General features: G+C 59.8%; 17 protein-coding genes and 2 pseudogenes. 10 read left to right on the top strand and 9 right to left on the bottom strand.

Annotated features, from left to right (window positions below):
• The 6 genes from D460_RS36105 to D460_RS0123395 form a co-directional block, all read right to left on the bottom strand.
• Window positions 1–127 (bottom strand): helix-turn-helix domain-containing protein (locus D460_RS36105; RefSeq protein WP_155947704.1); only part of this gene is annotated, 127 nt, incomplete at its 3' end.
• 283 nt (window positions 128–410) lie between these two features.
• Window positions 411–1,391: an ABC transporter ATP-binding protein gene (locus D460_RS0123415; protein WP_026283450.1), complete on the bottom strand. Its 981-nt coding sequence runs from the start codon at window positions 1,389–1,391 to the stop codon at window positions 411–413.
• Between the two features lie 3 nt (window positions 1,392–1,394).
• Window positions 1,395–2,183: a carbohydrate ABC transporter permease gene (locus D460_RS0123410; protein WP_196809366.1), complete on the bottom strand. Its 789-nt coding sequence runs from the start codon at window positions 2,181–2,183 to the stop codon at window positions 1,395–1,397.
• A gap of 32 nt (window positions 2,184–2,215) precedes the next feature.
• A complete protein-coding gene (locus D460_RS0123405) occupies window positions 2,216–3,079 on the bottom strand; it encodes a sugar ABC transporter permease (protein ID WP_018901030.1) in 864 nt (287 codons plus the stop codon).
• A gap of 64 nt (window positions 3,080–3,143) precedes the next feature.
• Window positions 3,144–4,418 carry an extracellular solute-binding protein gene (locus D460_RS0123400; RefSeq protein ID WP_026283449.1) on the bottom strand — a complete coding sequence of 425 codons (1,275 nt, stop codon included), beginning with the start codon at window positions 4,416–4,418 and terminating at the stop codon, window positions 3,144–3,146.
• 68 nt (window positions 4,419–4,486) lie between these two features.
• Complete coding sequence (locus D460_RS0123395) at window positions 4,487–6,745, bottom strand: alpha-L-rhamnosidase (protein ID WP_081619964.1); 2,259 nt, start codon at window positions 6,743–6,745, stop codon at window positions 4,487–4,489.
• Between the two features lie 194 nt (window positions 6,746–6,939).
• Here D460_RS0123395 and D460_RS0123390 point away from each other — a divergent pair, with 194 nt between their 5' ends.
• On the top strand, window positions 6,940–7,959 hold the full coding sequence (locus D460_RS0123390; RefSeq protein WP_018901027.1) for a LacI family DNA-binding transcriptional regulator: 1,020 nt from the start codon (window positions 6,940–6,942) through the stop codon (window positions 7,957–7,959).
• Between the two features lie 5 nt (window positions 7,960–7,964).
• On the opposite strand, the gene D460_RS36490 is transcribed toward D460_RS0123390, so the two are convergent.
• On the bottom strand, window positions 7,965–8,138 hold the full coding sequence (locus D460_RS36490; RefSeq protein ID WP_018901026.1) for a hypothetical protein: 174 nt from the start codon (window positions 8,136–8,138) through the stop codon (window positions 7,965–7,967).
• A gap of 190 nt (window positions 8,139–8,328) precedes the next feature.
• Here D460_RS36490 and D460_RS0123380 point away from each other — a divergent pair, with 190 nt between their 5' ends.
• Both D460_RS0123380 and D460_RS35355 read left to right on the top strand, forming a co-directional pair.
• Entirely contained in the window at window positions 8,329–8,625 is a 297-nt protein-coding gene (locus D460_RS0123380; protein ID WP_196809365.1) for a BA14K family protein, read from the top strand.
• 48 nt (window positions 8,626–8,673) lie between these two features.
• Window positions 8,674–8,968, top strand: a pseudogene (locus D460_RS35355) (sensor histidine kinase); the annotation flags it as partial.
• Window positions 8,969–9,158: 190 nt separating this feature from the next.
• Here D460_RS35355 and D460_RS33685 read toward each other — a convergent pair.
• A pseudogene (locus D460_RS33685) lies at window positions 9,159–10,258 on the bottom strand (Fic family protein).
• A 330-nt stretch (window positions 10,259–10,588) separates the two neighbouring features.
• Here D460_RS33685 and D460_RS0123365 point away from each other — a divergent pair.
• The 7 genes from D460_RS0123365 to D460_RS0123335 all read left to right on the top strand — a co-directional run bounded on the left by D460_RS0123365 (window position 10,589) and on the right by D460_RS0123335 (window position 19,628).
• The gene (locus tag D460_RS0123365; protein WP_026283446.1) at window positions 10,589–11,707 is read left to right on the top strand and encodes a metallophosphoesterase; all 1,119 of its coding nucleotides are present in this window, start codon (window positions 10,589–10,591) and stop codon (window positions 11,705–11,707) included.
• 162 nt (window positions 11,708–11,869) lie between these two features.
• The gene (locus tag D460_RS0123360) at window positions 11,870–12,382 is read left to right on the top strand and encodes an RNA polymerase sigma factor (protein WP_026283445.1); all 513 of its coding nucleotides are present in this window, start codon (window positions 11,870–11,872) and stop codon (window positions 12,380–12,382) included.
• Window positions 12,383–12,430: 48 nt separating this feature from the next.
• The gene (locus D460_RS0123355; protein ID WP_018901022.1) at window positions 12,431–13,369 is read left to right on the top strand and encodes a FecR family protein; all 939 of its coding nucleotides are present in this window, start codon (window positions 12,431–12,433) and stop codon (window positions 13,367–13,369) included.
• 100 nt (window positions 13,370–13,469) lie between these two features.
• Window positions 13,470–15,953, top strand: a complete 2,484-nt coding sequence (locus D460_RS0123350) for a TonB-dependent siderophore receptor (protein WP_245267790.1) — start codon at window positions 13,470–13,472, stop codon at window positions 15,951–15,953.
• A 77-nt stretch (window positions 15,954–16,030) separates the two neighbouring features.
• The gene (locus D460_RS0123345; protein ID WP_245267789.1) at window positions 16,031–16,840 is read left to right on the top strand and encodes an ABC transporter substrate-binding protein; all 810 of its coding nucleotides are present in this window, start codon (window positions 16,031–16,033) and stop codon (window positions 16,838–16,840) included.
• Window positions 16,841–16,850: 10 nt separating this feature from the next.
• Entirely contained in the window at window positions 16,851–18,809 is a 1,959-nt protein-coding gene (fhuB, locus tag D460_RS0123340; protein WP_018901019.1) for a Fe(3+)-hydroxamate ABC transporter permease FhuB, read from the top strand.
• 183 nt (window positions 18,810–18,992) lie between these two features.
• Complete coding sequence (locus tag D460_RS0123335) at window positions 18,993–19,628, top strand: L,D-transpeptidase (RefSeq protein WP_018901018.1); 636 nt, start codon at window positions 18,993–18,995, stop codon at window positions 19,626–19,628.
• A 112-nt stretch (window positions 19,629–19,740) separates the two neighbouring features.
• Here the strand turns inward: D460_RS0123335 and D460_RS0123330 are convergent, their stop codons facing one another.
• Window positions 19,741–20,313: a flavin reductase family protein gene (locus D460_RS0123330; RefSeq protein WP_018901017.1), complete on the bottom strand. Its 573-nt coding sequence runs from the start codon at window positions 20,311–20,313 to the stop codon at window positions 19,741–19,743.
• Window positions 20,314–20,393: the final 80 nt, after the last annotated feature.

Raw genomic sequence — 20,393 nt, 5'->3', positions numbered from 1 at the left:
GGACCTGGCTTCGACTGAGGTCGAGCCGTTCGGCTGCCTGGACGACGCTCAGACGTTCGTCACGGATCTTCTGGATGAATTCGAGGCGATGCAATTCTTTCTGCGACATGGTGATCAAAAAGGACATGACGACTCCGACCGCTCATGGTCTCGACCAGACTGAAGATCGTCATCCTTGCTCCCAACGTTGGCTTTGACCAGTGCGTCGAGAGGCGAGACTGTCGCATCTCTAACTGGCCCAACTGTCGCATTACTAAATAGCCCTTACACAACGTTATCGCATAAGATAGATTATGGAACATAGTCGCGCGGAAATACTGGACGTGGGTGCTGGCCGCCTCCATACACGACGCTCCGAATAGCACGCGAATAGCACGCACATAGCGAACGCCAAACGCTTCGTCGTGCCGCTATTGAAACCGCTGCTCCTTGCCCGCAACCGGTGAGACAAACAGGCTTTCGCCGATCTCGACCCGGCGATCGCCATCGGTGCGGACAACCAATGACGGCAATCCGGGAACATCCAGATACACGATCGCGTCGGCACCGAGCCGTTCGACATAGCGGACAGCGCCTTTCCATTTGCCGTCGGTGGTCGAAAGCGTCAGATGCTCCGGGCGGATGCCGTAGATCCGGCATCCCTCTTCTGCGGCGATCTGGCCTTCGAAGAGGTTCGTCTTCGGAGAGCCGATGAAGCCGGCGACGAAAGGCGTGGCGGGATTGTTGTAGAGCGTCATCGGCGAGCCGACCTGTTCAATGGTGCCGCCGTTCAAGACGACGATCTTGTCGGCCATGGTCATCGCCTCCACCTGGTCATGGGTGACGTAGATCATGGTCGCGCCGAGCTTCGCGTGGAGTTCGGTGAGCTCGATGCGCATTTGTGAGCGCAGGGAGGCGTCGAGGTTTGAGAGCGGTTCGTCGAACAGGAAGACCTTCGGATTGCGAATGATCGCCCGGCCGATCGCGACGCGCTGGCGCTGCCCGCCTGAAAGCGCCTTCGGCTTGCGATCGAGGAGATGCGAGAGCTGCAGTGTTTCTGCTGTCTGCTTGACCTTCTCCGCGATCTCAGCCTTGGGCCGCCGGGCGAGCGACAGGCCGAAGCCGATGTTTTCGGCGACGGTCAGGTGCGGATAAAGCGCGTAGGACTGAAACACCATCGCGATGCCGCGCTCGGATGGTTCGGCTGCCGTCACGTCCTTGCCGTCGATGAACATCTTGCCCGAAGTCGATGTCTCGAGCCCGGAGATCATGCGCAGCAGCGTCGATTTTCCGCAACCGGACGGGCCTACGAAGACGCAGAATTCACCCGCTTCGATCTTGAGATCGATGCCCTTGATGACATCAAGGCTGCCGAAGCTCTTGCGGACATCCTGAAGCACGACACTAGTCATGAATTACCCTTTCACGGCGCCGGCGGTCATGCCCGCCACGATCTGCCGGTTGAAGAAGATGAAGACGATGAGCGGCGGGATGGTCACCAGCAGGATGTTCATGAACAACAGATTGAATTGTGTCTGAAACTGCCCCTGAAAATTATAGAGGGTGAGCTGCACGGTAACGTTTTCGCGGCCTGGAAGATAATAGAGCGGGTTGGTGAAGTCGTTGAAGATCGCAATCGACTGCACGACGATCACGGTGACGGTCACTGGTTTCAGTAGTGGCAGCACGACGCGGAAGAAGATCTGCAGCGGCTTGGCACCATCGACGATCGCCGCTTCGTCGAGATCACGCGGGATGGCGGCGATGAAGCTTCGAAACAAAAGGACCGTGAACGACAGGCCGTAAGCGACCTGAATGAGGATCATGCCGGATATGGTCTTGAAGAGATCGAGCGACTGCAGCACCCAGATCGTCGGAACCACTGCGGGGGGGATCATCAGACCGGCCAGCACGAAGCCGTAGATCACGGTGTTCCAGCGCGAAGGACGCCGCTGCACGACATAGCCGACCATGGCGCCGAAAAGCACAAGCAGTGTTACCGCGACGACTGTGATGACCGTCGAGTTGAAGTAGGCCAGGAAGAGCATGTAGTTCCGAGCTTCGATCACATCCATGAAGTTTTGCCAAAGTTGCCATTCGCCCGGCCATGTGAAGGTCAGCGCCTGGGCCTCCTGCCTTGTCTTGGCGGCGGTCAGAAAGACGAACAGAAATGGCAAGACGAAGATCACGCCGCAGGCGAGCATCGCCGCGATCCCGCTATAGAGTTGGCGCCGCGTCAAAGGTCGATCTCCTTGCGGTTGAACCAGGCGGTGAGAGGCAAAACGATCAAGCCGATCAGCAGGAAGAGAATGACGTTTCCGGCGGTGGAAAGGCCATAGAAGCCCGCCTGGTACTGCTTGTAGATGACGCTTGCCAGAACATCCGAGGAGAAGCCGGGGCCGCCCTTGGTCATGGCCCAGATCAGGTCGAAGCTGCGCAACCCGCCGATCAGCGACAGCGTGACCACGGTTACGGTTGCCGGCTTGGAGAGCGGCACGGTTACGCGGAAGAACATCTGCCGGCGTGTCGCGCCATCGATGCGCGCAGCTTCGTAGTAGTCAGGGCTGATGGAAGCGAGGCCGGCGATATAGATGACGGTCGCAAGGCCGATCCCCTTCCAGACATCGACGAAGACTATGGAATAGAGCGCCAGCGCCGGATCTGTGAGCCAGCCGGGGCCGTGAATGCCGAGCGCCGCCAGAGCGACGTTGATCAGGCCACGGGTCGGATGCATCAGAACGGAAAAGGTGATGCCGACGCCGATGGTGGAGACGAGAACGGGGAAAAAGATGATCGTGCGCAGCGCGCCTTGCGCCCATATCCCCGACGTCAGCAAAACGGCGAGCAACAGACCGAGTACGGTCTTGGCTGCGGATGTCGTTATGGCATAGATCACAGTGTTGAGCAGCCCCTTGATCAGGAACGGCTCGCGGAAGAACTGCTTGTAGTTCTCCAGCCCGATAAACTCGGTATTGAAGAGATCCCAGCGCGTGAGGCTGAACCAGAAGGATGCGATGGTGGGCGCCAGAAAGAGCGTGGTAAAGACCACCGCCGCTGGAAGCACGAACCAGTAGGGATAGGGGGATTTGCGCGCGACCATGGCGGTTCCTTGAGCAACTGACCCACATCCCGCGGCATGGCCATCGGGATGTGGGCCGCAGTGGTTACCAGTTCGGCAGGCCGAGCTGCTTTGCCTGCTTTTCCACGTCCTGGTCATAAAGTGCTGCGGCATCCTTGGCCGAGCGGATGCCCGTCCCGACCTCGACGGCGATCTGCTCCAGCGCCGGGCCCTTGACCGGCGAGAGAAACTCGAGAGCCGGGCCGGCGCGGCCTTCGGTCTCGAAATAGGGCAGCATGTCGCTGACCGCCTGCGGGACATCCTTCGGCAGTTCGCAGCCCTTGATCAGATAGGGGCCAGACGGCACGGCCTTGGCCATCAGCTCGCAGCCTTCCTTGGAGGCGACGAAGTCGAGGAAATTCTTCGCTTCGTCGAGATGCTCGCCCTTGGCCGAGAGATAGAGTGCCGCCGGCATCCAGATCGTCAGCCCGTTCTTGGCCGCATCGGTGCCGGGAACCGCGAAGAAGCCGACGTCCTGCAGATTGTCGGGGAAGTTCTGCTGGATGTTGCCGATGCCGAAGGTGAGGCTCGGATAGTGTGCCGCCTCGCCTGTCGATACCATGCGCATGCCGTCATCGAAGGTGGCGGCGCCGAAATCCTCATTGAAGAATCCGGCCTTGGCGACTTCCTCCACGTGTTCGAAGCCACGCAAAGCGGCCGGCGTGGTCGCGTACTTCACTTTGTTGGCCGTATAATCCGTGGCGAAATCAGGCACTTCGGATTGAACGTTGAAGAAGTCGGCCAACACGAAGATCTGTGACGTCCAGGTCGTCCCATAGGTCTGCGCCAAACCTACCTTGCCGGCGGCCTTGATCTTCTGGTTGTTGGCAATGAAATCGGCCCAGGTCTTCGGCGGCTGGAGGCCGAGTTCGGCATAGATCTTCCTGTTGTAGAAGATGCCGCCGCCCATGGCCGGTCCGAAGGGGATGCCGCGAACATGGCCATCGGAAGCGCTGACGACCTTCTTGAACGTGTCCAGGATGCCTGCGGCCGAGGGAAGATCGGAAAGGTCGGCAATGGTCTGCTCCGGCTTCAGTGCCTGGAACAGCGAGCCGCTGTTATACTGGAAGATATCCGGCATCTCGCCGGTCGCGAGCCGCGTCTTGATGATGTTGTCGCCTTCCGACCCGCCGGCACGCTGCTCGACGTCGAATGTGACCTCGGGATGCTTCTCGCTATAGGCCTTGGAGACGGCGTCGAACGAAGCAATCGTCTCCGGATTGGTGTCGATCAGGACGCCGAGCGTGACGTCGGCCCAGGCGGCGCTGGCGGACAGGGCCAGCATGCTTGCGGCGACAATGCTATATCTCGTCATTCTCATGGTCAGTTCCTCCTCTTGAAGACCAGAATGATTTCAGCTTTTGGTTGTGGCAAGGCCAAAACCCGATATCAGATCGAAAACTCGATCACATGTCGACCGGCGGGTATCGCAGCCGAGGTGCCGGGCGCAACGGCTTGCCCGTCGATGCGCAGTGCGCGGCGCTCCGGTGTGGCGTTCATCCGCGCGGTCATGCCCTCGGGGATGACGAGGTCGCAGGTCGCCTGCCCTGCCTCAAGCATCCACTTTACCTCCACCCGGCCGAAGCCCGTGTCGTGCCAAGCCGAAACCGGCGACAGTGCCGGAAGAATCGCCGGGTCGAACAACACCTCGCGGAATGCCGGGTTCTCCTCCCGCGGCTTGATGCCGGCGACATCCTCGAACAGCCACTGGCAGACAGCGCCATAGGCGTAGTGGTTGTAGCTGTTCATATCTGGATCGTAGATCGTGCCATCCTCGGCCAGCGCGTCCCAACGTTCCCAAATCGTGGTTGCGCCGCGCTCGACCTGATAGAGCCAGCCGGGAACCTTGCGGTTGAGAAACATCTTTTCGGCGAGATCATGCATGCCAAGGCGGGTAAGCGCCGGCAGCAGCGCCGGGGTTCCGATGAAACCGGTGCCGATGACGCCGTCGGTCTCCTCGGCCACCGTGCGGAAGTACGCACGACCCGCTTCCTCATATTCGGCAGGCACGAGCCCGTAGAGAAACGCCAGCGCCCAGGACGTCTGGTCGTTATGGGCGATGCGGCCCGATGGCGAGAAAAACTCGTGCTTGAAGGCCTGCCTGATCTCGGTCGCCCTCGCCTCCAGCTGTTCGGCTTCACGCTCCTTGCCGATGACGCGGGCGATCTTCGCCGCGAGTTCGGTCGAGATGAAGTGATAGAGCGTGGCCGCGCAATCATCCGCCACGGTCGGGCGTGGCTTGCGGTTGTCGCCAACCGGCTGCAGCCAGTCGCCGAAGGTAAATCCATGCTCGCCCCACACGGCCGGCGGGCGAATGACCGGTCCCTCGGAGATGTTCCAGAGATAGTCGAGCCAGCGCAGCATCGCCGGGAAGCACTCCTCAAGTGCTGCCTTGTCGCCATAGTGCAGATAAAGCTGCCATGGGATGATGACGATCGCGTCGCCCCAGCCGGTGGAGCCTGCCCAATCGCCGCGACCCTTGATCGGGTGAAGGCGCGTCGGATCGGGAGAAAAGTGCGGGACGGCGCCGTTCGGGCGCTGATCATGTATCACATCGCGAAGATATTTGCGCAAGAAGGACTGGCTGTCGGCAAGCCAGCATGCCGTTCCGGCAAACACCTGCGCATCGCCGGTCCAGCCAAGCCGCTCGTCACGCTGCGGACAATCCGTCGGGATTTCGATGAAGTTCGAGCGCTGCGACCAAATGGTGTTCTCGACCAGCTGATTGACCGCCTCGACTCCGCAGGTGAAGCCGCCGGCAACGACGGGCACCGAGGAGATTGGTACCATCTCGATTGCCAGCAACTCGACGTGTCCCGCCAAGCTGACGCGGGAATAGCGGAAGCCCATGAAGGTGAAGAGCGGCGCGTAGACCTCTTCTCCTTCGCCGCTCAGCGTGTAGACAAGCTCGGCGCGGGCGCTGCGATAGTTGCGATTGTCAAAATGACGGTCCGGACCGAGCACTTCCGAATGCTCGACGCGGACCTCTGCCCCCGCCTCGCCGCGCACGCGGATGCGGACATAGGCGCCGGCGTTCTGGCCGAAGTCATAGACCATGCGGCCGTCGCCTTCCTGCCATGTGTCGACCGGCTTGAGGGCGGAGAGTTCGCAGACGGCAGCCGTTTCATGCGGCACCAGCGTCGCCTTGTCGAAGGAAAGAATCTCCACGCCGCTGCTGTCGCGAACATCAATACGCGCGTCATAGTCCTCGCCGAAATAGATGCCGTTGCGCACGACAGGCGTGAAGCCGCTTCGCCAGGTGCCGTCGGTCTGCAGAAGGACAGTGTCGCCGCTTCGGAGATCCGCCAACGCCCCGACCCTGTCTCCCCAGCAATTGACGATCGGGTTGGAGGCCCACATCAGCTGGCTGCGGTACCAGCCGTCGCCAAGCCAGATCTCGATCCGGTTTTCACCGGCAACCAGGAGATCGGAGACCTCATAGGTCTGGTAGGCGATCCTGTCGTCGTAGCAGGTCCAGCCTGGCGTCAGGAGGTCAGTGCCGACGCGCTTGCCGTTGATAAAGGCCCGGTAGAGGCCGAGCGCCGATATGCGCAGTGTGGCCGTTTGCGGAATGTCTTGGAGGCTGAAGGCGCGCGAAACGAAGGTGCCGGTCGTCCCCTGCCCGGCGTCGCAGGACGGCGCGATCATGGATGCGCCGGACCAGACGTGGCTGTCGGCGGACACGGTTGTGCCCTGTGTCGCGATATTCACACTTGATCCTCCTCCAACCGTGCTCCCACACGGTGTATATCGTTCTATGTATATCATTCTACAAATCGAATTGCGTGGCAAGCGCTTTTTGCCTATACTTGCAAACGACACCGGAGAGAGAACATTTCTGCATGGATTTTCAGGACGTTAGCAAACCCAAGGACCGCATCACCATCCGCGATGTGGCTGTTGATGCCGGGGTTTCGGTGGCCGCCGTCTCAAAGGTCTTGCGCAGCGCCTACGGCGTCAGCGAGAGCTTGCGTCAGAAGGTCGAGACATCGATCGAAAAGCTCAACTATCGACCATCTGTCGCTGCGCGCGCGATGCGCGGGCGAACCAGCACGGTGGGCGTTCTGGTTATCGAACTCGCAAACCCGTTTCTCGCCGGCGTCGTCGAGAGCGCTCATGCAGCGCTGCTTGGTAGCGGCTACAAATCGCTGATCGGGATCGGGCATTCCGCCAGTTCCATCGAGAGCTCGATGATCGAATCAATGATCGACAACCGCATGGACGGGGTGCTGATCATCGCGCCGCGCATATCGGGCAAGGTGCTCGATCGCTATGCCAAGCAGATCCCGATCGTCGTCATCGCGCACCATGAAAGCGATGCGCAGACCTATGATTCCGTCAATTCGGATGACCGCAAGGGAGCTTTCATCGCGGTGGAGGCGGCCGTCGCGAAGGGATACAGCGATATTGCCATGCTCGGCTACGACCTGTTGGATTCGCCGCCGACCGTCGTCGCCATGCAGCGCGAACGCGGCTATCTCGAAGCCGCCGAGCGCTTCGGGCTGCAAGGCCGCATCATTCGCCTGCCGCCGGTGTCCTCGGATCGGCATGCGGAAATGGCGGCGTTCCTGGAAATGCCGGATCGGCCGCGTGCTGTTTTCGTCTGGTCGGATCTCGACGCCGTGCCGCTCGTCAACATGGCCCGCATGCGTGGGGTCAGGGTCCCTGAGGATCTGGCGATCATAGGCTACGACAACTCACCCGTCGCCTCGATTCCGCTGGTCGGTCTCGACAGCATTGACCAGAATCCGGCCGAACTTGGCCGCATGGCGGCCGAAATGCTGCTCAGCCGCATCAACGGCCGCGGCCACGCCGAGCATTGCCTCATCGAACCGCGGGTCGCGGCGCGGGGTAGCCTCTAACTCCGCTATCGGTGGCTGGGGTCGTTGGGCACCAGCGGCTCCTCGTCCTTTACCTTTGCGCGGCGGCAGATGAACAGGCCGGCGAGCACGATGACGGCGGCGCCGAGCACGAAGAACGCGCCGAGGGAGCGGATCAGGAGCACTTGACCGAGGGAAAAGCTCGCCACCAAGAGGTGCATGCAGCCGCCAAAGACACTGCCTCACGAGTATTCTCGGGCGCCTTAGCCGTCCGCTGTAAGAATAGTAACATTACCGCAAAGACGTTACCCCGGTAACCTGGACGTGTTTCCCGGCTAGACAGGCCACACGGAACAAAAGTTAACGCCTATCGTTGTTTCCCCGAGATGTATTCCGGAGGTGGCGATGGCCATGACCTTTAAGATAGTAGCACCGTTTTTCGCGACCGCTGTTTTGGTCGCCTCGTCCATTGGAACGGCCCACGCTTTCAGCATGACAGGTGCCGCCGATGGAATGCAGGCGCGGTCGCAAGGCGCCATTGCCGCGTATACGCAGGAAGGCGCTGTCGGGGATAGCGACAATTCCGTTTTGTCTCCCGCTGAGATCAGCCATATCCGCTGGTGTGCCGAGCGTTATCTCTCCTACCACGCGACCGATAACACCTATGAAAGCTCGGCCGGCAAGCGCTCGGCCTGTGTTTCCCGTTGAGGCATTCCAGATAGGTGCCCGGCGTAGCGAGCGCCTGGGAAAATTCTCAAGCTTCGCCAGGCATTCGCCGGAACGCTCGTTGCGCGCTATGAGATCGCCGACGACCCCCGAAAGCACGACCGAATGTTCGCTCGGCAAGCCATTGATGGAGATTTACAACCCTGTGCTTCAGCCCTGGTCCGGCCAGGCCGTCGCAGTTCTCGAATTTTACGAGACGGCCGAAGGGCTGCGTGAAAGCCTGACGCGGGCGAGATTGTGGAGCTGGTTTGGCGTCGCAGGTCTCACTTCCGTGTTCTTCGCCGTCCTTTCAGGGCTGGTTTTTCGCGGGAGCCAGACAATCCAGGACCGACAAATCACGATGCCCCTCATATTCAAATACGCCTCATCGGGAGGCGCGAGTAGATGCCTGAAACGCCTCAACGTTCCAAGCCGTTATCTAGGGCTGGTTTTTGCCGCTCCAAGCTGCGCGACAGCCTGGCGAGCGAGCCAATCGGCGTGGTCCCGATCGCGGCAGATGCCTCTCTTATAGGTTGCTAATCATGAAGGCGTAGCGTATAACGCGTGTACCGGCGCTCTCCAGTGCGACGAAAGGCGCCGATCTCCACGAGCTGCTGAAGGTCGCGTATAGCTGTGGCGCGCGATACGCCCGTGATCGAGATGTAATTCTCCGCGCTGAGACCGCCTTTGAAACCGGCAATACCCTCCCGGAAAATGCGTGCAACAACCTTCTCTTGTCTCCCACTAAGTCGGCCTCGAAATTGATCGTAGAACTTTGCCTTGCGAATGAAGAAAGCTGTTCGATCGATCGTCGCTTGTTGAGCTTCAAGGATCGTCTGGGAAAAATACGCTACCCAACCGTCGATATCGAGCGACCGCTGGTGACGCTCGAGTTCCAGATAGTAGGCTTTCCGATGCTTCTCGATTGTGAACGCAAGCGAGATGAGGCTTGGTTGTCCCACGTTTTGAGCGAGTGACTTCTCAGCAAGAGCGCGCCCAATCCTGCCGTTGCCATCCTCAAAAGGATGTATGCTCTCGAAGTAGAGATGTCCGATGGCTGCGCGCGTCAATGCCGGCAGTTGGAGCTGCCCATTTGGCCGCGATTGGTTGAACCACGCGTCGAAATGCTCCATTTCCTGGGCAAGCCGGCAAGATGCAGGCGCCTCGAAGTGGATCGTCGGTTTGTCCAGTCGACCCGACACGATCTGCATTGCGTCTTCATGCCGGCGATAGGCACCGATCACGTCTAGATGTCGATTGCCTGCCATCAGCATCGTGTGCCAGTTGAAAAGCTCTTCTTTGACCAGATCCCCACGCCAGTTTCGATAGACATCTGCCATCATCTCCGCAATCCCACGCTCCTGAGGACGTACGGGGCGGTCGTCGGCACTCAGTCCGAACTGCCGACGAAGCGAGCCTTTGCCCGATCAAGATATTCACCTTCAATTTCGGAGGTTTTGATAGCTTCGTCGCTCAGCAGCTCTATGCGCAGATGACTGCTGTCATCGTCATTAAGGTGTCGAACGGCTCCTATCAGCTCGCCGGAAGCCTGCAGAAATCTCTGCTCCGATGCGAGCATGGCGGAAGCATCATACTTGAAATTCGGCCAGTCGGCGTTCTGCCAATTCCACTGCATGAGTTATAAGCGCCTTTTCTATAGCTCATAAATATCGAATTTCTTGAGTTATTGCAATCGCGGCTATCGCTCATGCCTCGAACGCCGACTGGAAGCGATGGACCGGCTCCATGCCGCCGGTGGCTATCGGCTGAGCGCCTGAGGACGGCCAACGCGACCTAGTTCACGAGCCGCTCCGGCCGCAACAGTCAGGCCTGACGAAACAGTCCGCGCATGAAAAATCTGATCAAAGGCGTCGTTGACAGAGGGCTGACCTTGTCTTTCATGAGACGAAGCGCCACCTATCCGTCCCACCTCACGGCTCGCTTTGCTGCAATTGATAGGCTCATCATGTTTCACCTAGTCTTCGGGCTGCCCTGGCTCGTCGTAGTTTTGCGCTTCCTTATGCCTTTGCCATGGCTGTGGTCCCTCAAGGTGATAATCGCGGCCATCCTGTTGATCGCATCTCAGTATCATCTGGTCAGCCGCATTTCCTCAGGGTCCGTCTTCTCCCCCGAATTTCCACGTGCACTGGTGATCGCCTTCAACGTCCTATTCGGCGCGATCGTCATGCTCGCTGTCTTTCAGATCGCACTCGACATCGTTTCGCTCGGCGTAGCGCTTGTAAACAGGAGCTTCCCGTCCGTTCCACCTGAGGTCAGATACGCGATTGGCATTGTCGCATTTCTGCTCTCCGGCTTTGCGGTCAGTCAGGCCGTCCGCGTTCCTCCGCTGAAGACCGTCGAGATCGCGATACCGAGCCTCCCAGGCGCGTTCGAAGGCTATCGGATGCTCCAGCTCACCGATCTCCACATCAGCCGCCTGTTTCCAAGATCGTGGGCCGAGGAAGTGGTCAGGCGCTCCAACGATCTCCAGCCGGACATTACACTTGTGACCGGAGATTTCATCGATGGCAGTCTCGATGCGCGCCGCGAGGACATTGCACCGATCGCCGGGCTCGAAGCTCGAGACGGTGTTTTTGCGATACCCGGCAATCACGAATACTACTTCGGTTACGAAGGGTGGATGAAACATGATGCGGGCATGGGGATCCGCATGCTCCTCAATCAACACGCCGTCATCGAACGCGGAGGCGATAAAATTATCGTCGCTGGCCTTACCGATCTCGCGGCGTTCGGCACCAACCTTCCCAGACCTGATCTCGACAAAGCATTGAAGGGAGCGCCAGCTGGGGTGCCGATCATACTGATGGAACATCAGCCGAGACTGGCGAAGCGCTCGGCTGCGCAAGGTGTGGCACTCCAACTTTCCGGCCACACCCACGGAGGTATGGTCCGCGGCTTGGACCTTCTCGTTTCCCGCGCCAACGATGGCTACGTCTCAGGTCTCTACCGCGTCGGAGATATGCAGCTTTACGTCAACAACGGCACCGGACTTTGGCCAGGCTTCGCGCTTCGTCTCGGACGGCCGTCCGAGTTGACCCTCATTACCCTGCGCCGAGCCCCGTAGCCCGATCTCATGGCTCGACTGCCCGCCAGTCAAGACGATGCTCACACCATGCTGTTAACGCGCAGATTGATCGTGTGGCAATTGGGTCGCGCTCACAATATATGATTTTTATAATCAACTTTACGATTGCGTCCGTCTGCTCCCAGATGGTAGCAGCCTTTCATGACCAGCGCTCATCGCCCCGAAATTCTCGATACGTTTCTCCATGTGCGCACGCGTCTTTCGGCCGTCATCTACCGGCGAGTTCAATGCTCTGCGACCACCGCGGACTTACTGCAGGACACGTTCCTTCGATTTTGGGAGCGGCGGTCGTTGTTGCGGGAAGTCGCCGATCTGGCTGGCTACTTTATGACAACAGGTCGCAATCTCGCCCTCGACCATCAGCGGCGCAAGAGGATCGCGCCTTTCGTGGATGGAATCGATGGATTGGAGGCCGTATCTGACCCATCTCCATCCGCCGAGCAAATCGCGATCGGAGTGCATGAGCTGAGGCGCATCGCCGCGATCATCGACGACATGCCGCCCCGCGCCAGACAGGTCTTCCTGATGTCCCGCGTCGATGGCCTCAGCTATGCGGAGATCGGGACCCATCTCGGGATTTCCTCAAAGACGGTTTTCAGCCATATGGTGGTTGCGCTTGAACGTCTGCGAAGCGAGATGCTTTCAGACAATTAATCACCGGCGACCGGATCGACACTATAGCGGGCGGAAACCGTGAGAAATATGCACGACCCCATCGGAAAATCGCAGCAAGCATCAGCCAATGCGTCTCGAAGCGCCGCCGAATGGTTTGCGCGTTTGCTGGATGACAGTGCAACACCGAATGATCTGGCAGATTTCAGAGCATGGCTGGAAGCCGATCCGTCGCACGCAGCAGCCTATGCCGACATTGAGCGGCTTTGGCTCGGCGCCGGCATGGTGCCGGACAGATCGGAACCGGTGCGCCTTTCGCGTCGCAAGCTGTTGAAGACGGGCGGCGCGCTTCTGGTAGTTGCCTCATCCGCCCTCGCTACGGCCGCCTACATGCGCCCCCTGCCCGCGGACTTCAGGACAGGGAAAGGCGAGACCAGAACCGTCACGCTACCGGATGGATCGACCGCCGAGCTTTCCACTGCATCGGCCATCTCGCTTGCCTACACGGCGACACAGCGCGTCGTCACCCTGGTGGAGGGAGAGGCATTTTTCACAGTCGCAAGCGACAGCTCTCGCCCCTTTGTCGTTAGTGCCGGGACGCTCAAGACCGTTGCACTCGGAACGCAGTTCTCGGTTTCCGAAGAAGACGATCGCATCATTGTCGCTGTTGCCGAACATTCGGTCCGCGTGTCCTCACCCTTTGAGGCCACCGAAGTGCAGGAGGGTCAATCCGTCGTGTTTGCCAACGACAGGATCTCCAAGCCATCCGAAACCGATGTCGGGTCCCGGCTTTCCTGGCGCGACGGCAAGCTGGTCTTCATCTCGACGCCCCTGGAAGACGCCGTTCGAGCGTTGTCGAAATGGCGCCGCGGCAAGATGATCGTCATGGACAGCGGGCTTGCAAGACGGCCGGTCACTTTGATCGTCGACATCAGGCGGGCGGGCAATATCCTTCAAACATTGGAGCATGGCCTGCCCATTCGCGTAGACACCTATTCTCCCTGGTTGGCGCTGATCTACCCACGATAAAAAATATTCAAAACGCACTCAGGTTTTTTCCGATCTCGTTCGTCCCCTTGTTTGAAGCCCCGCATCACCGGGGTCCGACTTTGTTTCCAAGGGGGCGTGAGTGTCTGTGTTGAACTATTTCGGAAGAGATCGTCGAAGCAAGCTGAAGATGGCGCGTGGGGTTCTTCTGGCGACCTGTGTCGTCTTTTTCCCGATTACGGCATCGACGACGCTTCATGCCCAAACCGCCGGCAAAAGCTATCAATTCTCGATACCGAGCCAGTCGCTATCGGCCGCGCTCGTCCGCTACTCATCGATCACGGGCGTCGACGTCGTTTTCGATGGCGCAATGCCTGGCAACCTGCGCACGTCAGGGCTCTCGGGTGACATGCCTGCCGAAGCCGGGCTGTCGCGACTTCTGGCTGGAACGGGTCTGTCCTACCACTTCTCGTCAGCGAATACTGTCGTCCTGGTCAACCCGGCCGGAGGCGTCAGTGTTGCTCCCTCGGATGGGTCGACCATGCTTCAGCCGATCAGCGTGACTGGTGAGAATGCGCTCGGCCCCGTCGACGGCATTGTTGCCAGACAGAGCGCGACTGGAACGAAGACCGACACGTCGCTCAAGGAGACACCGCAGGCCATCAACGTGGTCACCAAGGATCAAATGACGGCGCAAGGCTCCGCGACACTGACGCAGGCGCTGCGCTATACGCCTGGCGTCATCAGCCAGTTTGGCGACGATTCGCGCTACGATTGGTTCACCATCCGCGGCTTCCGCCCGGGGCGTTATCTCGACGGCCTTCGCTTGCCCTTCGGCTCGCGTGGCTATGCGCAGCCACGCGTGGAGCCCTACAGCCTGGAGCGAGCGGAAGTCCTGAAGGGCCCCTCGTCCGTCCTTTATGGCCAAGGCGAGCCGGGTGGCTTGATCAACATGGTGTCGAAGCGACCGAGTGCAACAGCCAAGAACGAGGTCGAGCTGCAGCTGGGGACCGATAATCGCGTCCAGACGGCATTTGATCTCGGCGGCCCAGTCGGCGGTGACGATGCCTTCCTCTACCGCATCGTCGGCGTCGGCCGCATCACCGATACCCAGTACGATTTCGTCAAGGAACGGAAGGCCTACATCGCGCCGTCGTTCACGTTCCAGCCGGACGCAGCAACGTCCCTTACGGTTCACGCCGACTATCAGAAGATCTATTCGCCGGGCGGTGGTGGCGCGCCAGCGCTGCCCGCAAACGGCACGCTTTACACCAGCATCTATCCCGAGTTGTCGCGCGGCGCCTTTCCCGGCGCACCCGGCTACGACTATTACAAGAGCGACCAGGCATCGGTCGGATACGAATTCGAGCACGAGTTCGATGATACGTGGACCGTTCGCCAGAACCTGCGTTATTCCTACATCGGAACCGACACGCAGCGCGTCCAGCCCTATTGCCCGACCGCGGTGTGCAATCCCGCAGGCTTCTATCGCTACGCCTGGGCTTTCCCCGAAAGTGCGCGCGCGGCCACCGTCGACAACCAGGCCGTTGCCAAATTTTCGACTGGTGCGCTTGAACACACCGCTCTCTTCGGGCTCGACTACTCCTACGAAAGCAGCCGCTACGAGGAATCCGCGCTTGCGGGCATCCTGACGCCTTTCAACGCCTACGATCCCAACTACGGCGCCAGCACCGTCATGAGACCGCCTATCGCGACGAGAATTGATCAACATCGCAGCCAGCTCGGCATCTATGCCCAGGACCAGATCGAGTGGGACCGCTTCGCGTTTTCCATCGGTGGCCGCTATGACTGGGCCAACACCGATACGCGGACGCGGACAAGTTCGTCCAACACCCTCGTCGACCAGACCGACGGACGTTTCACCTGGAAGACGGGCGTCGTCTATAATTTCGACAATGGAATTTCGCCCTACGCGGGCTACTCGACATCCTTCAACCCCGCCAGCGGTACGGATCGGCTCGGAAATGCCTTCAATCCGACGACGGGCGAGCAGTTCGAAGTCGGCGTGAAATACCAGCCTGAAGGCATGAACAGCTTCGTTACGCTGTCCGCATATCACCTCACTCAAGACAATGTGCTGTCGCCAGATCCGATCAATACGAATTTCCGGGTCCAGACGGGCCAGGTCACGATGAAGGGCGTCGAGATCGAAGGAAAGGCCGAGCTGAGCGATGCCTTCTCGGTGATCGCCTCCTACGCCTATACCGACAGCGAAATCACCAAGGATAATCCGAATGCTGCAGGTGTCAGCAACGAAGGCAACCGCTTTGCCTTCGTGCCACGCAACCAGGCGTCCGTTTGGCTCGACTACGCCTTGCAGAGCTCGACCAACTGGGACGGCCTGAGCCTGGGCGCCGGCGCGCGCTACACGGGCCAGACATTCGGCGACAATGCCAACAAGTTCGACATCCCGAGCTATACCGTCTTCGACGCCGCCGTGCGTTATGACTTCGGCAAGGCCAATCCAAAGCTGGAGGGCCTGAAGGCATCGATCAACGTCAGCAACCTGTTCGATCGCAAATACGTGTCGACCTGCATTGCGGCGACCGGATGCTATTGGGGCGAAGGGCGCACCGTCTACGCCACCTTGAAATACAGCTGGTGACGGTGGCGAAGTCCCCACAACCCTATCCCGGTCAACTGACGCGGCGGCAATTTGCCGCCGCGTTCGCGGCGTTCATGATGCCGCGTGTTTCGTCGGCCGCGCCTAGTGCCCCCAAAATCGCGGTCCTGGATTGGGGCTGGGCCGAAAGCCTTCTTGCGATCGACGTCGCACCGCAGGCTGTCGCGGAAGCGCCGCTTTATGGTGACCGCGTTGTCGTGCCAGCGCTTCCGAAAGGCACGATCGATCTTGGCCTTCGTTCGTGGCCCAATATGGAGCTGCTGAGGTCGCTGCAACCGGACCTGATCTTGTCGCAGGCCAATTACGGCGTCTCTGAAGCGCGATTGCAGGACATCGCGCCGACCATGGCGCTGCCGCTTTATACCGCCGAACAGCAGCCCTTGCGGCGATCGCACGAGGCGTTGATTGCGATCGGCCAGCGTATCGCGCACAGCGCAGCAGCCGAAGCGTTCCTTGATCGCAGCTATACGAGGCTCGACGCCATCAAGACAGAAATGCGCACCTATGACGGGCGCCCGTTGCTGATCATCAAATTCACGGATGACCGCGTTATCGATATCTACGGCGCCGGAAGCCTGTTCGACGACGTGTTGGCAACGATCAGCATCACAAATGCCTGGAACGAGCCCACCAACAATTGGGGCTTTGCGACCGCCGGCCTCGACGCCATCGCCCGACACCCTGAGGCGCGACTGCTGATCATCGAACCCGGCCCTCCCGATGCGTTCCTTAAAAGCGCGCTCTGGCGGTCGCTGCCTGCGGTGCAACGTGGCGATGTCGCCAGCATTGCGCCGACCTGGGTGTTCGGGGCGTTCCCATCGGCCATGCGCTTTGCCGACGTTCTTCGAAAGGCCCTTGGTTTTGCGTAGGAACCCATTCTTGACGCCTGCCCGCGCCTATTGCCTTGCCATGCTGGTGGCGCTTGTTCTCTGCCTGATGGGCCAACTGAGATATGTCTCACTTGATCGCCTTTTCGGGGCGTTTTTCGATCCAGACCTCACACTCTTTGGCCAGGCCTATGTGCACTTCTCCCTGCTGCCTCGCATGGCGGTTGCCGTTCTTGCCGGAACCGCCCTCGGTTTCACGGGCACGATCTTCCAGCAGCTCCTGAAAAATCCGCTGGCAGAACCGTCGACGCTCGGCGTTCTCTCGGGCGCTCAACTGGCGGTCACGGTCGCTTCCCTCACCGTTGCCAGCGTCTCTGCCGAGCAGCGCGAAGTTGCCGGCATCATTGGTGCATTGGCGGCCGTCGCTCTCGTTTGCGGACTTGCGGCCAGGAGCGGTTTTGCGCCCGTCACGCTGCTTCTATCGGGAATGATCGTCAGCTTTGCGGCCGGCTCCGCGTCGGTCGTTATGGCGCTGTTCAATCACGAGTATCTGCGAAGCGTGTTCATCTGGGGAAGTGGCTCGCTTATCCAGAACGACTTTTCCAATGCCGCCGCACTGTCATTGCGGATGCTGGTTCTGATCCCAGCGCTCCTGCTTTTCGTGCGACCGCTTGCGACCGCCGGGCTTGACGATGCCGGCGCTCGCAGCCTTGGGGTATCGCCTTCGAAGCTGCGCTTGGCCGTTCTTGTTCTGGCGACGGTGCTGTCGGCGATGGTCGTTGCTCGCATTGGCGTGATCGCGTTCATTGGCCTGGCCGCCCCTCACATCGCGCGGCTCGCCGGTGCGCGCACGTTTACGCAAAGGCTTCTCTGGGGAGCCGTGATGGGTGGTGCCTTGTTGCTGATGGCGGATGGTATCGTCCTCGTAGTTACGCCCGCCATAGGAGAAGTGCCGACTGGAGCGATAACCGCGCTCGCCGGTGCGCTCGCGATGCTGTTCATGCTGCGCGAGGTGCCGCCGGCTCCACTCCAGGCAAGCGCCGAAGGTAGCCACCGGATGATGGCCCCGATCACCCGAAACCTCGCACTGCCGCTGTCGGCCGTGTTGATGGTTGTCGTCGCCGGCCTGTCGCTGACCGAGCATGTTTTCTCAAATACCCTCGACATGTCGGTCCTCGTGAACGGCCGTTGGCCGCGTGTTCTCACGTCGCTGTCCGCCGGCGCGATGTTGGCCTTGGCGGGAGCCGTTCTGCAGGCAGTTGCGAGGAATCCCATGGCCAGCCCGGAAGGCTTGGGTGTGAGCGGCGGTGCTGGCTTGGGCATAATTGCAGCCCTCTTTCTCGGCGGCATTAGTTCGCCGATCATGCCATTGGCAGGCGGCATCCTCGGGGCGCTCGCGGCGCTGATCATCATCCTTATTGTCGCCAAGCGTCACAATTTCGCACCCGGCCCGGTCATGCTCGCGGGCGTGGCGGTCGGCGCACTGGTCACCTCGGTCATATCAGTCATCGTCGCCAGCGGCGATCCACGCGCAACATACGTTCTCGCATGGACGATGGGGCCGACGTTTCGCGCCACCGGCGTAGTCGCAATCATCGCCGCCTTAATTGCCGGCCTCTCGCTGCTGCTTTCTCCTCTTTTTCGGCGTTGGATCGAGATCCTGCCGATGGGCGACGCGCTTGCACAATCGATCGGCATGCGCCCCGTGCGCGCTCGCGCAACGCTTTTGTTGTTTTCCGCAACATTGACAGCGGCCGCCACGCTCATCGTTGGGCCACTGAGCTTTGTCGGCCTCATGGCTCCGCACATGGCAAGGATGACCCGCTCACAAGGCCCCGGATTGTTCATGCTGATGTCGAGCGTCATCGGAGGGTTGCTGATGATGCTAGCAGACTGGATCGGCCGAAGTGTCGACTTTCCCTATGAAATCCCCGCAGGTGTGCTAGCTGCCTTTATCGGATGCCCCTACTTCATCCTCCTGGTTTTCCGCCGGGGCGCCAATAGTCGGTAGGCAGCCGGGGGACCAAACCGGAGAAGCACAAATGAACCAACGTTTTCGGCGCCTGTGACCCGCTGCCACAAACGGCAGTTTCACGAGTAACTCATATATCTACTAACTCAACCAGTTCGTTTGGGCGTCATGATGCCGCCACAGAATTCGGACCAATCATGCGTAAACATTGGATGACACCGAATGAAATTGTTGGCCTTCATCTTCTCAATGGTTCTGCTGGCAGCGGTTCAGGCCGAGGCACAAGTCTATGCCCCCTATGATGGATACGACGGATCCGGCGGATATGGATACGACGATCCATACGGTTCCTATCCTCCGCCTTATTACGAGCAAGAGCCTCAATATCAGGAACCCGAGTACAGGGAGCGGCGCGATCAATCACCATACCAGGAGCGCCGCCAACCGAGGTTCCAGGCGGGTACGGGGACCATTACGATTTCAACGCGCCAGCACACACTCATTTACACGACATCACAAGGCGAGGAGTTCGCATACCCGATTGCTGTCGGCCGCGAAGGCAAGCAGTGGTTTGGAACGACGCGCGTGGTGTCAAAGCGAGAGCATCCCGAATGGCGACCAACGGCCAGCATGAGGGCAAAGAACCCAAGACTTCCGGCGGTGGTGAAGGCAGGCCCTCAAAACCCACTTGGGACCAGAGCAATTTATCTGTCTGATGGCCTATTGCGCATTCATGGCACCAATGATCCCTCCTCGATTAGAACGAATGCCTCCAGCGGCTGCTTCCGGATGTACAGGCAGGATGTCGAGGAGCTATACGAGATGGTCCAACCTGGGACGCGCGTGATCGTGAGGTAGGTCGCGCAAGGCGGTGACGAGGAACTCGAACGCGTAACAGACGGAAGCGCCACGCGCGAACGACATGACTGGTTAGTAAGGCGGTTGACGTTCGAAACGAGACCTTCAACAATTAACCAGCGCTCATCGCCTCGCCAATCGCGTAGTAATGCCCGCCCGCGACGTGGTGGATCGTTCGCCATTTCGGATCAGCAGTTTCGAAGTGCCAGCGGCCGTCCGTGAACACTCTGTCGTCAGCCCAGGCCGCGGAAACCTCTCCGACAAACAGGTCGTAGGCTTCTTGAATGTGAGGCTCGGGTACAAGTCGGCACTCCAGCCAAGCCGAGCAACCTTCAACGAAGGGCAGATTGTGACCCGGGACTTCGAACAGCTTGACGCCAGCCGAGATCAGCTTGTCAGGAATATCATGCATGCTTCGCGTGCCGAGCGCTTGGGCCAAGGCGAGCTGGTCAGCCGTTGGAATTTGCACCATGAACCGGCCAGTGCTTTCGATGAGCGACCGGGTGTGAGCGATCTTGTCGATGACCACAGTGAGTTTCGGGGGCTCGAAATCAAGCCCGCAGCACCAGGCCGCTGTCATGACATTGTGAACGTCACCATGCCGTGCCGATATCAGCACCGTTGGCCCGTGATTGACGAGCCGATAGGCTTTGGAAAGGTCAACTGGTTGGAAATGCTCGTTCACGGGAGCTCCATCGTGTTATCAAGAGACGGCCTTTGTCACGCCCCGGCAGAAGTCTATATGGTTAGAATTGGAGCTGGAAC

The sequence above is a fragment of the Rhizobium sp. 2MFCol3.1 genome, assembly GCF_000377565.1.
Taxonomy (GTDB): Bacteria; Pseudomonadota; Alphaproteobacteria; order Rhizobiales; family Rhizobiaceae; genus Rhizobium.
This window is presented reverse-complemented; position numbering and strand designations above follow the sequence as displayed.

Bases quoted from the DNA above. Each gene is read 5' to 3' on its own strand.
- D460_RS0123415 (WP_026283450.1), bottom strand. From the start codon at position 1,391: ATGACTAGTGTCGTGCTTCAGGATGTCCGCAAGAGCTTCGGCAGCCTT.
- D460_RS0123410 (WP_196809366.1), bottom strand. From the start codon at position 2,183: ATGCTCGCCTGCGGCGTGATCTTCGTCTTGCCATTTCTGTTCGTCTTT.
- D460_RS0123405 (WP_018901030.1), bottom strand. From the start codon at position 3,079: ATGGTCGCGCGCAAATCCCCCTATCCCTACTGGTTCGTGCTTCCAGCG.
- D460_RS0123400 (WP_026283449.1), bottom strand. From the start codon at position 4,418: ATGAGAATGACGAGATATAGCATTGTCGCCGCAAGCATGCTGGCCCTG.
- D460_RS0123395 (WP_081619964.1), bottom strand. From the start codon at position 6,745: ATGATCGCGCCGTCCTGCGACGCCGGGCAGGGGACGACCGGCACCTTC.
- D460_RS0123390 (WP_018901027.1), top strand. From the start codon at position 6,940: ATGGATTTTCAGGACGTTAGCAAACCCAAGGACCGCATCACCATCCGC.
- D460_RS36490 (WP_018901026.1), bottom strand. From the start codon at position 8,138: ATGCACCTCTTGGTGGCGAGCTTTTCCCTCGGTCAAGTGCTCCTGATC.
- D460_RS0123380 (WP_196809365.1), top strand. From the start codon at position 8,329: ATGACCTTTAAGATAGTAGCACCGTTTTTCGCGACCGCTGTTTTGGTC.
- D460_RS0123365 (WP_026283446.1), top strand. From the start codon at position 10,589: ATGTTTCACCTAGTCTTCGGGCTGCCCTGGCTCGTCGTAGTTTTGCGC.
- D460_RS0123360 (WP_026283445.1), top strand. From the start codon at position 11,870: ATGACCAGCGCTCATCGCCCCGAAATTCTCGATACGTTTCTCCATGTG.
- D460_RS0123355 (WP_018901022.1), top strand. From the start codon at position 12,431: ATGCACGACCCCATCGGAAAATCGCAGCAAGCATCAGCCAATGCGTCT.
- D460_RS0123345 (WP_245267789.1), top strand. From the start codon at position 16,031: ATGCCGCGTGTTTCGTCGGCCGCGCCTAGTGCCCCCAAAATCGCGGTC.
- D460_RS0123335 (WP_018901018.1), top strand. From the start codon at position 18,993: ATGAAATTGTTGGCCTTCATCTTCTCAATGGTTCTGCTGGCAGCGGTT.